This window comes from Shewanella olleyana, from assembly GCF_023283825.1.
GTDB lineage: Bacteria > Pseudomonadota > Gammaproteobacteria > Enterobacterales > Shewanellaceae > Shewanella > Shewanella olleyana.
Window position 1 is genome coordinate 16,855 of record NZ_JAKILD010000015.1, and the last position, 14,528, is coordinate 31,382.

General features: G+C 40.0%; 11 protein-coding genes. 6 read left to right on the forward strand and 5 right to left on the reverse strand.

Features of this window, described 5'->3' with window-relative positions; translation table 11 throughout:
- Nucleotides 1-31: 31 nt before the first annotated feature.
- The 5 genes from ilvY to L2735_RS11910 all read left to right on the forward strand — a co-directional run bounded on the left by ilvY (nucleotide 32) and on the right by L2735_RS11910 (nucleotide 9,953).
- Nucleotides 32-904 carry an HTH-type transcriptional activator IlvY gene (gene ilvY, locus L2735_RS11885; RefSeq protein ID WP_248984917.1) on the forward strand — a complete coding sequence of 291 codons (873 nt, stop codon included), beginning with the start codon at nucleotides 32-34 and terminating at the stop codon, nucleotides 902-904.
- A gap of 357 nt (nucleotides 905-1,261) precedes the next feature.
- Nucleotides 1,262-2,782 (forward strand): YifB family Mg chelatase-like AAA ATPase, encoded by a 1,521-nt coding sequence (locus L2735_RS11890; protein WP_248984918.1) that lies wholly within the window; start codon nucleotides 1,262-1,264, stop codon nucleotides 2,780-2,782.
- Nucleotides 2,783-2,969: 187 nt separating this feature from the next.
- Nucleotides 2,970-3,857, forward strand: coding sequence for a 1-acylglycerol-3-phosphate O-acyltransferase, YihG family (gene yihG / locus L2735_RS11895; RefSeq protein ID WP_248984919.1), 888 nt, complete (start codon nucleotides 2,970-2,972; stop codon nucleotides 3,855-3,857).
- A 14-nt stretch (nucleotides 3,858-3,871) separates the two neighbouring features.
- Nucleotides 3,872-4,804: a 1-acylglycerol-3-phosphate O-acyltransferase, YihG family gene (gene yihG / locus L2735_RS11900; protein ID WP_248984920.1), complete on the forward strand. Its 933-nt coding sequence runs from the start codon at nucleotides 3,872-3,874 to the stop codon at nucleotides 4,802-4,804.
- A 652-nt stretch (nucleotides 4,805-5,456) separates the two neighbouring features.
- Nucleotides 5,457-9,953, forward strand: a complete 4,497-nt coding sequence (locus L2735_RS11910) for an EAL domain-containing protein (protein WP_248984921.1) — start codon at nucleotides 5,457-5,459, stop codon at nucleotides 9,951-9,953.
- Nucleotides 9,954-10,090: 137 nt separating this feature from the next.
- Here L2735_RS11910 and L2735_RS11915 read toward each other — a convergent pair whose 3' ends face one another.
- Entirely contained in the window at nucleotides 10,091-11,176 is a 1,086-nt protein-coding gene (locus L2735_RS11915) for a branched-chain amino acid aminotransferase (RefSeq protein WP_248984922.1), read from the reverse strand.
- Nucleotides 11,177-11,536: 360 nt separating this feature from the next.
- On the opposite strand from L2735_RS11915, the gene zapB reads away from it, so the two are divergent.
- The gene (zapB, locus tag L2735_RS11920) at nucleotides 11,537-11,737 is read left to right on the forward strand and encodes a cell division protein ZapB (protein ID WP_144211472.1); all 201 of its coding nucleotides are present in this window, start codon (nucleotides 11,537-11,539) and stop codon (nucleotides 11,735-11,737) included.
- Here zapB and L2735_RS11925 read toward each other — a convergent pair.
- The 4 genes from L2735_RS11925 to L2735_RS11940 form a co-directional block, all read right to left on the reverse strand.
- Nucleotides 11,734-11,946: a DUF1107 family protein gene (locus L2735_RS11925; RefSeq protein ID WP_153916356.1), complete on the reverse strand. Its 213-nt coding sequence runs from the start codon at nucleotides 11,944-11,946 to the stop codon at nucleotides 11,734-11,736. The two genes, zapB and L2735_RS11925, sit on opposite strands and share 4 nt — an antisense overlap.
- A gap of 392 nt (nucleotides 11,947-12,338) precedes the next feature.
- Complete coding sequence (locus L2735_RS11930) at nucleotides 12,339-12,953, reverse strand: thiol:disulfide interchange protein DsbA/DsbL (RefSeq protein ID WP_248984923.1); 615 nt, start codon at nucleotides 12,951-12,953, stop codon at nucleotides 12,339-12,341.
- A 187-nt stretch (nucleotides 12,954-13,140) separates the two neighbouring features.
- Nucleotides 13,141-14,181, reverse strand: a complete 1,041-nt coding sequence (locus L2735_RS11935) for a serine/threonine protein kinase (protein ID WP_248984924.1) — start codon at nucleotides 14,179-14,181, stop codon at nucleotides 13,141-13,143.
- Nucleotides 14,174-14,527 (reverse strand): DUF3630 family protein, encoded by a 354-nt coding sequence (locus L2735_RS11940; protein WP_248984925.1) that lies wholly within the window; start codon nucleotides 14,525-14,527, stop codon nucleotides 14,174-14,176. The genes L2735_RS11935 and L2735_RS11940 overlap by 8 nt, the downstream gene beginning before the upstream one ends.
- Nucleotide 14,528: the final 1 nt, after the last annotated feature.

A 14,528-nucleotide genomic window follows, 5' to 3' on the forward strand; every position in this document is an offset into this window, starting at 1 on the left:
TAAATACAGCTGATTTAAATAAGGTAAGAACATGGACATTCGTGCGTTAAAACTCTATTTACACCTATGTGATAGTCTGCATTTTGGTAAAACAGCAGAACAAACTCACGTGAGCCCATCGACCTTGAGTAGAGCTTTGCAGCGACTTGAAGAAGAAGTGGGTTGTAAATTATTTGAGCGTGATAACCGCAGTGTCAGCATCACTCATGCAGGCAACGAGTTTAAACGCTTTGCTGAGCAAACTTTATCTGAATGGCTTAACTTAAAAGGTCGCATTGACCCCGATCAGCCCTTACTTCACGGACGTATCAATTTATATTGCTCAGTGACCGCGGCCTATAGCCACTTACCGGCGTTACTTGACCGCTTTAGGCGTGAGCACCCCATGGTAGAAATCACCCTGAACACTGGCGACGCCGCCAATGCTGTTGATGAAATTCAGCACAATCGGGCCGACTTTGCCATTATTGCTCTGCCTGATGCGCTGCCATCTAGTCTTCACTTTGAAGAGATTGATCAAGTCCCTCTTCATGTTTACGCGCCAACAATACATTGCATCGCCCAGCAGATGACCTCAGAAACACCCATCAACTGGGCAAAACTGCCTTATATCGTGCCCGATCATGGTCCAGGGCGCCGCCGTGCGGATAACTGGTTCAAAGCAATGGGATTTAAACCCAATATTTATGCACAAGTATCAGGACAAGAAGCAATAACCTCGATGGTCGCATTAGGATGTGGCGTGAGCATCAGCCCAGAAGTTGTTGTAGAAAATAGCCCTGTAAGAGGTCGACTAAAAAAACTTGAGTCCCCCCAAGCTATTTCTCCTTTCAAACTAGGTTGCTGCTGTAAAGAAAAGCGCATACAAGAACCTATTTTAAAAGCTTTTTTAGATGTAATTTAATGCGCTTTTACTAGGTTCTATTTATCTTTCAAGGTTGTTTTTGCAGCGAATGATTGGCGATTTATACAAGGCAGAGACTTTGCGGTGCAGTTATTCTACTTAGAGAGTCGATAACGCTGTAAAAATAGCCAACAAACGTTGCCCGAAGGGTTCGATTAAAACGCCTTTAACTCGAATAAAATTTAACCAACAAAGAACATCAGCCACTAATTGTAGAACTTGTAGAACTTGTAGAACAATTATTAATTTAATCTTTTGGTTTTATCGTCAATTCCTGTGCCTTCTTATTAAGCTGCTACACTTAATCCCAATTAATGGATTGCTTTAGTTAACATTAGCAAACAAAAGGATTTGTTTATGGCAATAGCCTGCGTAATGACCCGCGCCTGTTGTGGTGTGGAAGCCCCCAAAGTCACTGTTGAAGTGCATTTAAGTAACGGACTACCTGCCTTTAATCTTGTTGGTTTACCCGAAACCTCTGTCAAAGAAGCCCGTGAGCGAGTCAGAAGTGCGTTAATTAATGCCGGTTTTGAATTTCCTATGCAGCGAATAACGGTGAATCTCGCCCCTGCAGATCTGCCTAAGCAAGGTGGTCGATATGACCTTCCAATCGCTATCGGAATTTTAGCCGCTTCTGGTCAAGTACCGATAGATAAACTCCCCCACAGTGAGTTTATCGGTGAGCTCGCTCTGTCTGGTGAAGTTCGCCCCTGCATTGGCATTTTACCGGCCATTATTGCCGCTAAAAATCAGCAGCATCAGCTATTCATTCCCCTTGATAATCGTCATGAAGCTGAGCTCGTTGGTTTTGAAAAAACTCATTTTGTTGCGCATTTGCAGCACCTTGCGGCTTTTATGCACGGGCAAGCTCAACTACCACTAGTGGATCAACAGCCGCAATGGTTTGAAGAGATAACCACTGGACCTGAATTGTGTTTAAGTGAAGTCATTGGTCAATATCAAGCTAAACAAGGATTGGAAATCGCTGCAGCAGGTGGCCACAACACTCTATTTTTAGGGCCTCCAGGCACCGGCAAGAGTATGCTGGCCAACCGTATTATCCCTTTACTACCTAAGCTCAGTTATGAAGAAGCTATTGATGTCGCTGCGATTCATTCTGTAGCAGGGCTAAATATCAAGCCAAATGCATTTCTTGAACGCCCTTTTCGCGCGCCGCATCATACTTGCTCTTCGATTTCTCTAGTGGGTGGAGGCAGTATTCCAAAACCTGGAGAAATTTCACTGGCTCATCGTGGAGTATTGTTTTTAGATGAAATAGCCGAGTTTCCGCGTAAAGTGCTGGATTGCCTACGAGAACCGATGGAGTCTGGTGAAGTCGTCATTTCCCGCGCAGCAGCTAAGGTAAAATTTTCTAGTCGTTTCCAATTGATTGCAGCAATGAACCCTAGCCCTTGTGGAGATATTGATAATACCCGCTCAACACCCGATCAAATCCAGCGATATTTATCACGACTGTCAGGACCATTTCTCGATAGGTTTGATCTCACTATTGAAGTCCCTAAATTACCCGCTGGTACACTTACTCAACCACAAAAAGTAGCTGAAAGTAGTGACAGCATTGCTAAACGAGTCAATCTTGCCCGTGAGCGCCAACTTTCTCGTGCAGGCGTACTGAATAGTGAGTTATCTCCTTCAATGCTTAAACAACATTTACACATGACTCAAGCAGATTTAGAGTTTCTTGATAAAAGCGTTCAACAACTCGGCCTATCTGTACGCAGCTTTCACCGTATTCAACGCGTTGCACGCACTATTGCAGATTTACAACAATCTAAGACAACTGAGCGACGTCATATTGCCCAAGCGCTTGGTTATCGTGCTATGGACAGATTGATGAATCGGTTAGCGCAACAATGATGCTCTCATAACTCCAAAGCAAACCGTGATCAAATGAGCAGTCTTTTATCTATTGCATCAGCTATCCTGCCGCGATACAAACAGATGACTCTGTAATTTTTAGGTAAAAATTGCGATATTATTGTCCTTCGGATTGAGCGAAAGCTTGTCACGGAGTAACATAAGCCTCCATTCACAGGAGAGCTAGATGCCGCTGTTCGCAAAAATTAAAGGATCTATAGCATTTATTTGCTATGTAATTAATACTGTTTTTTGGGTAATCCCTATACTTATATTTAGTATATTCAAGGTTTTACCAATTAACATAATTAGAAAAATATGCAGTTATATTTTAGATAATTGTGCCACTGCTTGGATTTCGGTAAACGGAATAATAGAAGCTATTTTTCACCCAACGACTATAACCATTAGTGGTAACCATCAATTTTCAGAAAAAGAATGGTACATGGTCATTGCGAATCACCAGTCTTGGGTAGATATTTTAATTTTGCAGCGAGTATTTAATCGAAAAATTCCGTTCTTGAAGTTTTTCTTAAAACAACAGCTAATTTATGTGCCTGTATTAGGGTTAGCATGGTGGGCGTTAGACTTTCCATTTATGCGTCGTTACTCCACTGCGCAATTAAAGAAGAATCCAAAACTTAAGGGTAAAGATATCGAAATTACCCGTAAGTCATGTGAAAAATTTAAGCATAAACCCGTGAGTGTGATGAACTTTGTTGAAGGAACTCGTTTCCATCCAGGCAAGCATAAAAAACAAAACTCGCCATTTAAGCACTTATTAAAGCCTAAAGCAGGCGGAATGGCCTTTGCGCTTGATGCGATGGGCAGCCAAATAAATAAATTGGTTAATGTCACCATCTACTACCCTGACAAAATACCTTCCTATTGGGAGTATATTTGCAATGGACTAGATGAAGTATTAGTTGATATTGAAATTACCGATATCCCTGACTCAATGCGTGGCGATTACAGTAAAGATCGCGAGTTTAAAATAGAATTTCAAAGTCAGTTAAATCAACTTTGGCTTGATAAAGACAACAAAATCAGCCAAATGGCTGATAACTATAAATAGAGGTTTTTAGCTACATGCTAAGTTTTTTACCAGGTCCTGTACTCTTTTTTATTAGCACCTTATTACTGATTATCAATACTGTTTTATGGGCAGGTTTAATCAGTATTGGCGGCATCATTAAAGTCTTTATTCCATTTGCTTCGGGTCAAAATGGGTTAACAAAATTAATGAACCGCTTTATGTGGGCTTGGGCATCGTGCAATGGCGGCATTTTATACTTAATCGCTAAAATTGAATGGGATATTCAAGGCCTAGAAGATTTAGATGAAAAAGGTTGGTATTTGCTGATCAGCAATCATGTCAGTGGTTTTGATATTGCAGCGCAAACCTACATTTTGCGTAATAACATTCCAATGCTGAAGTTTTTCTTAAAGCGAGAACTCATCTTTGTACCATTTTTAGGCTTAGGTTGTTGGGCACTAGGTATGCCATTTATGAATCGTACCAGCCCTGCAAAATTAAAAAAGAATCCTAAATTAAAAGGCAAAGATTTAGAAACGACCCGTAAAGCTTGCGAAAAGTTTAAACATAGCCCGACTTCAATTATTAACTATGTTGAGGGAAGTCGTTTTACCTTAGATAAACACAAACGTCAGCAGTCGCCTTATCGCCATTTACTGCGACCTAAAGCGGGTGGAATTGCCTTTACATTATCGGCAATGGGTGAACAATTTACCGGTTTGCTTAATATGACACTGGCATACCCAGACGCGGATTTGACGTCAAAAGAAGGGATACTTTACCAAGTGATGTCAGGGAGAGTAAAAAGAATCGTTGTCAGAGTTGAGAAAATGCCAGTCCCCACTGTCGATTCAAAAGTGTATTTTTCACAAGCAGAAACCCGTGTTGAGTTCCAACGTTGGCTTAATCAAATTTGGGTTGAAAAAGACCAACAACTTGATGAAATTTTCAAAAAATATATTGCTGAAAAAACTGAAGACAAATAGTTGAATAGCTCATTTAAAAACACGCTTTTTAGCGTGTTTTTTTGTTTTAGCCCATCTCACCCCTACAAATGTTAACAACTAAGCAGTTTTACAACATTCAACAAAGCGTAAAACTAAAATCTAATTTGAAATAAAACACATAGCTACGTAATATGGATAATATCGAAGTTAACATTGCTACGGTTTATTGAGAAATAATAGCTAAACAACAAGCCACTTTACTCATAATTTACTATTATTGTTACAATATTGCTTACAAATTAGGGCGTGTTGATCTTTGCTGGTTGAATTTTGTTCGAGATAAAAGTGTTTTAATTGAGGCGGATGGATTGATGCCTAGTCATCTAAGCGAAATTCATCCAACAAAGAGTAAAACACTTTTAGTCGAACCCTTTGGGCAGCGTTTGTTGGCCATTTTTACAGCGTTATCGACTTTTTATGTAGAATAACTACACCACAAAGTCTCTGCCTTGTATAAATGGCCAACAATTCGCTGCAAAAACAACCTTAAAAGATCAACACGCCCTAACAATACGCAACCCAGCATGACTTTTTTACACCTGCTCATACTCATAAAAATAGGTGCAGATTGAATTTACCTTTATCCACAAAATTGAGAACATGCTTGTTCATTTGGGTACTTTGTATCTCAATGTCTAATTCTGTTTTCGCCATCACTCCCCAGAATGATAACCATCTACTGTCTTTTGAACAATTTGAGGCATCAAATGAGTTAAACCAAAACTCAGTCACCAAACTCTTCATGGATAAAGCGGGGATGTTATGGGTTGGCACACAAGATGGTTTACATAGTTACAACGGTATTCAGTTTGATGTCTTTCTCAATGACAGCAATGACCCGAAAAGCATCGCGGGCAACTACATCATCGATATTCTCCAATCAGATAATGACTTATGGGTTGCCACCCATTCTCAAGGCTTAAGCCGTTTAGATCTCACAACCGGCGAATTTACTAATTATGGAGCCAAGCAAGGTCTTCATGATTTACACCTCTCTAAATTAAGCGTCATTGGGGATTCGCTATGGATAGGTACCCAAACAGGGTTATATACCTTATCGCTTAAATCTAACAAAATAACCAAAATCAGTCTGAGTAATAATCTCAATCCACATGTCACAAGTGTGGCGAATGTGGATGATAAATACATTTTTGTTGGCACAGAGAAAAGTGGAACATTCGCAATTGATAGCAATACAATTATCCGATTGGATATTCCCTCAGGCTTGAGAGTCAACAGTATACAAACCAATAAAATTGATAGCTCTGTTTGGCTCGCAATTGAGAATAAACTGATTCGATATGATTTAGAAAACCATACGCAAAAGATCATCTGGGTTAATGAGCAACCAACCATTTTTAACGAAATAAAAGATTTTGTTATCAACAGTAGTGACCAAGTTTGGGCTATTGGGGCAAATTCTGGGTTAATTCAGCTAGATAAAATTGACGGAGAATGGCGCAGTAGAGTCCATAAATATGACCCTAATAGCCGTAAATCAATTAGCGAGAATAACCTCCAAAGCATCATGCTAGCCCATGACGGTACCTTATGGCTTGGCACCCGTTATTCTGGCATCAACAAGCTTAATCTGAATCAAATTTACTTTAACCATATATTTGAAATGCATCCATCGAAACCTAAAATGGCTAATATGATCCGCGCTATTTTTCGTGATAAGCAGCAACGCTTGTGGATCGGCACAGAAAACGCAGGGCTGAAATCTTTTGATGAACAGCAAGGGCAGTTTTATTACTACAACGATTTATTTGCCAAAGCGTTAAACCTTAATGAAAATGAGTTAAGTCTGACCATTCATGCGATAAAGCAAACTGAAGATGGTAATTTATGGTTTGCAACAGACCAAGGTTTAGCCAAACTGAGCTCTGAACAGCAACTCACTTTTTTACCCGCACTCGATCACTTATTACCACATAACCTGACCATTCGAGCTCTAACTATTGATGACAAGCAGCGCCTCTGGGTAGGCAGCAGTAATGGCTTATATTTTGTCTTACCCGGTGAAGAGATATTACGCCCCTATCACTTTGATTTCGAGACTGAATACTCACCTAAAAAACAAACAACACTGTCGCTTAAATATCATAATGACAGTTTATGGATAGGGACTATGGCTGGCCTTGTGCGCCTAAAGCCAGATCAGCAAACATTAACATTAAAGTCACGCCAACCCGCTGATGAATCAACATTAAGTGATAACCGGATTAGAGACTTTATTGTCACTAGTGATAATCAATTTCTCATGGCAACTCACAGTGGTGTGGATAAAATCATTGAATTAGACAATGGTAACATTCAGTTTGAAGCCCTTAATGAACAAATAAAAAAGCATACCATTTATGCCATTCTTGAAGATAATAGCCAAAATCTATGGTTAAGCTCTAATTCAGGGCTTATTCGATTAAATTTAAAACCTGAACTTGATTCGGATCCAAATACAACGGTGAATTTGACCACCTTTAATAAATTTGATGGCGTGCAAGCCAATGAGTTTAATGGTGGGGTTAAATTTAAGGATCCGGACGGCGAACTTTGGTTTGGTGGCATTAATGGTTTAAATCAATTCATGCCTGAAAATGTCCCCGCTGTGAGACCTGATGTGAAATTGGCTCTCACCAGCTATACATTTGGAGAAGAGCGTCATCAACTCCATGACCTTATGGCACCGCCTGAATTATTGATGCCTTATGAAAATAAAATTATCCGCTTTGATGTCAGTGCCTTAGAGTTTAATTATCCAGGCCTTCACCAACTAAGCTACAAGCTCATAGGTCACGATGATAGATGGGTAAATTTGCACCAAACCAATGAAATAACCTTTACCAGCCTTGCACCTAAAAACTATGAATTATTAGTTCGCTTTACCCTTACCGATAACAGTTATCAACAAGATCCCTTAAGCATCAAGTTTACTGTGGTGCCGCCTTTTTATCTAAGTAAAGGCGCCTATGTCATTTATGGCATAGTTATCATGTTGATATTGACCATGATTATTTACCTAAAACAAATCAAGCGCGAGAAACAGCGTGAGTTTGAAATAAGTATTCGTGCATCCGAAGAACGCCTTAAACTGGCACTTTGGGCTTCTGGTGACGGTATGTGGGATTGGAATATTCGTGAGAATAAAGTGTATCGTACCGACATGGTTCCACCACTGATGTTAGGGAATGAAACCCAAGCATTGATTAATAGTATTCACCCAGAAGATAAAAACCGAGTATCTAAAATCCTCAATAAGCATTTAGATGGTGAAATTGATTTTTTTGAAGCTGAATACCGTGTTGAAAAACAACCTGGTAAGTGGATATGGCTTATTGATCGCGGCAAAGTGGTCGAGTGGGACCAACAAGACAGACCTGTACGAATGGCGGGGACTCATAAAGATATTACCGTAAGAAAAGAGACAGAGAACGAACTTAAACTCTCAACTCAAGTACTTCACAGTATGAATGAGGCTGTTGTTGTCGGTGAATTAGACTATCGTGTGCGCTCGGTAAACCCTGCTTTTAGCCGTATAACAGGCTTCGACCCAGATGCGATTGCCGGTAAACACTTTTTGTATTTAGCTCACGGTAAACGTTCTCGCGAGTTTTATCACAATGTTGAATTACAATTGCTGCGTAAAAAGCACTGGGCTGGTGAAATTAACATCCGCACTAAAGATAAAAAAGGTATTTTAGCTTGGCTTGAAATTAACCAAGTTATCGATACCAAAGGCGAAACCAGCCACTTTGTTGCAGTATTTACTGATATTACATCGCGTAAAAAAGCCGAAGAAGATTTACGTATTTTAGCGAATTTTGATCCATTAACTGGCCTGCCTAACCGCACCCTTTTCCAAGACCGATTAAACCAAGCTATCACTAAGGCTCACCGTTCAAAATCAATCGTGGCATTGCTATTCCTTGATTTGGACCGTTTTAAACACATCAACGACTCAATGGGCCACCATGTGGGTGATTTACTACTAAAAGCGGTGGCATCAAGACTGCAAAATGCTGTCCGCGATGGTGATACCGTTGCCAGATTAGGCGGTGATGAATTTACCATTATTCTTGAAGGCGTCGCTAAACTTAAAGCGGCAACCATTATTGCTGAAAAAGTGCTAAAAGCTTTTAATGCAGCTTTCTTATTGGAAGGGAAAAACATCACTGTCTCGCCTTCCATTGGGATTAGTTTATTTCCAAATGATGCAGATGATTCAACCTCATTGATTAAGTACGCTGATACCGCGATGTATCACGCTAAATCATTAGGTCGTAATAACTTCCAGTTCTACACCGAAGAATTAAACCAATACGCCACTCGCCACGTTGAATTGGAAGCAGGCCTGAAAGAAGCGATTCAAAATAATGAATTGTATTTGGTTTATCAGCCTAAATACGATATCAAAACCAAACGTATTTTAGGTGTAGAGGCACTGCTGCGCTGGAACAGTACTGCACTTGGGTTTATCTCTCCGGTTGAATTTATTCCGCTCGCTGAAGAAACAGGCATGATTAATGAGATTGGTCACTGGGCCATTGATGAAGCCTGTAACCAACTGGCAAGTTGGCATCAACTCGGTTTTAATGATATTTCAATTGCTGTTAACTTGTCAGCAAGGCAGTTAAAGGCTGATATTATTTCAACCATTGAGGTTGCATTAGCTGTTTCAGGCCTGCCTGCCAGCGCTTTAGAGCTCGAACTGACTGAATCGATGATCATGGGCAACCCACAAGATTCAGTACAAGTATTATCGCAATTAAAAGCATTAGGGCTAACCATTGCGATTGATGACTTTGGAACAGGCTATTCGAGCTTAAGTTATTTAAAACGTTTCCCTATCGATACGCTTAAAGTCGACAGAGAATTCGTTCGAGATATTATTGAAGACCCTGATGATGCCGCCATCACTAGCGCCATTATCACCCTCGCGCACAGTTTAGACTTAAACGTGGTAGCCGAAGGGGTAGAAACCCAAGAGCAACTCGATTTCTTAAAATATGAAGGTTGTGACCAAGTACAGGGCTTCTTACTCAGTAAGCCATTAACTGCTGATGATTGCTTAGAAAAACTGACAAAAGATAAATTAGATAAAAAGAATGATATTGTTTTCAAACAATAAATCATTTTTCTATGATTCAGCTCCTCAGTAGTTAAATTATTAGATTAAAAAAGGCGACAGCTCTTAAGAGTTGTCGCCTTTCTATTTATCTATTTATCTATTTATCTATTTAACTATTTAACTCATTTTTTATTTCACTATGGCGCAACACGCTCAACGCGTTTAACCCAACCTTCTGGGCCTTCAAGGTGGCCATTTTGTAGCTCGGTGAAGATTTGATAAATACGCTTGATACTTGGGCCAACTTCTCCATCACCAACTGTCACAATGCGCCCGTCTTCAAAAATATATGAACCTACTGGTGATACAACCGCAGCAGTACCAAAACCACCCGCCTCAACAATTTCACCCGCCTCAATATCAGCAATAAACTTATCAAGCATGATTGTTTCTTGGCGCACTTCGCAGCCCAATATATGCCCTAGTTCTAGCATTGATTGCGATGTAATTGATTTCAAAATAGTGTCAGTGAACGTTGGGATCACCACAGTGCCATCTTTAAGCACATGGAAATGGTTCATCGCACCCACTTCTTCAATTTGCTGGTTATTAGCATCAAGGTAAAGCACTTGCGCAGCGCCGTATTCAGCAGCGGCTTGGCCAGCACGTAAAGAAGCAGCATAGTTACCTGCAGCTTTTGATGCACCAGTGCCACCCGATACCGCACGATGGAACTTTTTACTGATAAGTAATCGAATCGCTTTGCTCACGCCATCAGCATAGTAAGCGCCACTTGGGCTCAAGATAACGCAAAAGGTGAAATTCAAGCTTGGGCTAACTGATAAACGGTCTTCAGTTGCAAAAATAAACGGGCGAATATACAAACATGCACCATCTTGCATTGGGAACCATAAACGATCGACATCAATCAATGCGTTAATCGCTTCCAGTTGCTTCTCTTCAGCAAGGTTAGGAATACACAGGATGTCTGCAGACGTATTTAACCGTTCAGCATTCTTGTTTAATCTAAATGTATAAATTTCACCATCATCATGCATAAAGGCTTTTGCACCTTCAAAGATTGATTGCCCGTAATGCAGAGAAATCGCACCTGGTGCAATTTCAAAAGGAGCATAAGGTTCGATGCGAGGATCGCACCATTGGCCATCTCGATAATCCATTAAAAACATATGATCAGTTCTGAGATTACCAAAGCCAACATTACCTTCAGGTTGAAATTGCTCAGTACGGCGTGACGATTTTAAATTATATTTGATGTCCATTTGATACCACCTTGAAAACAGAGATTGCAGACTATGAATCATCAGTTGCAATGTCAAGCAAATGGGCAATGTGAACTAAATTTAACCGTCGATTACAGTGCCCATGAATATATACCGTAACAGCGACGCCTGAAAAATAGGGGAAACTTAAAAATGTTTCACTAGAAAATGAACTCAAATAAGCAAATGACTTTTGTAATTTCACTCAAAACAGAGGAAATAAACCTAATGGGAGCTAAAGCTTAGAAAATAGTAGTAAAAGTGGTACTTTTTTTAACCACTTAACAGATTTGTCTATTCCTTAAACCCCAGTCACTGCTAGAATCAGCATTCCATCCAGAAACTATTAGGACTCCCGATATGAGCCTTGAATTATTGTCCCAACTGGAAGCCAAAATCCAGGCTACTCTTGAAAATGCTGAGCTACTAAAAATGGAGCTTGAAGAAGAGAAGCAAAAGAATGCTCAGTTGACTGAGTCTAATCAACAACTGCAACAAGACCTAAACTCGTGGAATGACAAAGTAAATGGTCTTGTTGGATTGCTTAACAGCGAAAGCTAAACGGCACTTGCTTCAAGATGCTGAGCAGCAAGTAGCTCATTAAGTTCTGAAACAGCCTGCTTAACTTTTGGCAGGCTTTTTTTCGGCACTAAAAAACGCCCTCGGTTAAATTCAATACAACCTAAATCTTTAACCCAAATAACCCCAGTCACAAAAATTCTAGCGTGTTTTACAATTAGCTTTGGTGCATAAACAGGGAAGCGTCTCATAAAAACTCCTAAGCGTGTTGTTATATTGTTGACTCAGTTTTGACATATAAAAGCCCTAAAGAGTTTCATTAAATTAAACATTATTGATGTAAATTTCTGCGAAATTGCGCACATTTCAAAACACCATAAAAATGACACTTGCCATTTTTTTGACGCGCTGGTAAAGTAACCACGTTACTCAGGGTAAATAAAGAGCCAGTTGGCTCGTCACCGTATCGTTTTAAAATGTTAAATTTTAAAACCTACGGTTTTTTTTTGGCTTTTTTCGGTGATTTACACAAAAAATATAATGCTAAGGCCACAAAAAAGGAGCCAATATAGGCTCCTTTTACATTATTCAATTTTTGGCGCTCAAAATTTAGCTCTCGGCGCTTAAAGCGCCAATAAGTAGACTACTTATCTACAGTCGTTAAGTAGTAAGCAATATCGAGTAATTCATCGTAAGACTTGATTGAACCTGTCTCAACACGGTATTTACCATTAACGACTAATGCTGGAACACCAGATAGTTTAGCGTTTTCAGTATCACGCTTCATTTTAGACATTTGCGCATTCACCATAAATGAGTTTGCAGCTGCGTCGAAGTCTTTACCGTCAACACCATTGGCAATAAACAACATGCGAATGTCATTTTGGCTGGTGAAACGTTGCTTAGAGTCATGGATAGCAGTGAAGATCGCGTGTTCAATTTTCTTTTCGACATTTAGCTGATGCGCAATAGCAAAAGCGCGAGACATTTCTGTGCCCATTTCACGGCCAATAAACTCAACGTGAGCTTGGTTGAACGTTACGCCTTCTGGCAAGGTTTTCTCAATTTTTGGTACAACCGTTTTCGAAAAGTTATAACAGTGACCACAAAAGAAAGAGAAAAACTCAGTGATTTCAGGCTTAGATGTCGCTGGCCCTTCGTTAATCACGGTGTAATGCACACCTTCTTTATAATCTGCAGCAGTTGCAGCCATTGGGGCTAGTAGTAGTGCTGCTGCCATTAATAGTGCTTTTTTCATTTTGCTTCCTTTAGTGTGCAATCTTAAAATATATTTAAACTTGCCATCTGTATATGCCATCAATTAAGTGGGTTAATACACATAGCTAAATGAGTCATACCCTAAACGCTATCATAATTTAGGTTATCTTCGTATCTCAAGAACTTATCAAGATCATTTGTAACAAGCTACGTAATCTTAAAGCCAGTTAATAGCCCATCAAACTCAATGGTGCTTCATCAAGCGCTGCAAGTTGTTCTTTAAAGGCTAAAGTCTGTTGTTCCCAGTATTTGATATCACCAAACCATGGAAAGTTCATTGGAAATGCAGGATCTTGCCATCTTTTACTTAACCAAGCATTGTAGTGCAGCATTCTTAAAGCTCGCAAAGGCTCTACTAGCTTAAGTTCGCGCTGATCAAAGTCATAAAATTCTTGATAGCCTTCAAGTAAAACATCTAGCTGTAAAAGTCGCTGTTGCCTATCTCCGGTGAGCATCATCCAAATATCTTGTACTGCAGGACCTTGGCGAGCATCATCTAAATCAACAAAACCTGGGCCATTTGGCGTCCATAAGATATTACTTGCGTGCAAATCGCCATGCAGACGAATCGTAGGAAACGTGTGCTCAGAGATGATACTTTTCGCTTTATCTAAAACTTGCTCGGCAACGGTAAAAAACTGATTACTAATACCGTCTGCAACTTGTCCTGATTGGTGTAAAAAAGCTAACGCATCGTCGCCAAGTATTTGAGTGGATAGAGGCTCTCGGTATTGAAATGGTTGCTTGCTCGCATATTGATGAATGCGGCCAACAAACCGACCCACTGATTCAAGCTGATCTAAATTATCCACTTCAAATGCGCGACCGCCAATAGAAGGGAACAAAGTGAATTTATAGCCTTGATAATGATGCAAGGTTTTACCGTTAATGATAGATGGCACCGCAATAGGAATATCTTCAGCCGCCAGTGCAAGCGCATAGTCATGCTCTTCTTGGATCTGCGCTTCACTCCAGCGATGGGGGCGATAGAACTTCACTACATAGCGATTACCGCGATCACATCTAAATTGGTATACGCGGTTTTCATAACTATTGAGTGCTAGCAAGCCTGTTTCTGGATAAACCCCGAGGCTTTCAATCGCATCGAGAATTAAGTCTGGCGTTAATGCTTGATAATGAAAAGAGGCATCATCTTCACTTGGCGTTTTTACACCTTCAGCATCATTATCTTCTATACGATTACTCATAAGATCCCTTTGCCGTTAACAATGGCCGAATTAATTTCACCAAATAAGCTAATACTTCAATATCCGCTTTAGTTTCTGTCGCTATCCAGCAAATATCGCCATAAAACTCATAATTAAGCCACAACGGGCTTCCTTCGAAGTTCAGTAACCATTGATGACGATCTGCGCCCCATTGACGCTCACGCACTTCACAATCTAATGCTCTGACTAAAGGCTCTGCAAATTCTTCAAAACGTTCAAAATCTATGTCAGCAACAATCAAAATACTTAAGGCTTCGCTATCTAACCTTGCTTCCTTGATGCTTATTGTATTTGGCATGCTTTTCTCTAATGAACCTGAGTTCATA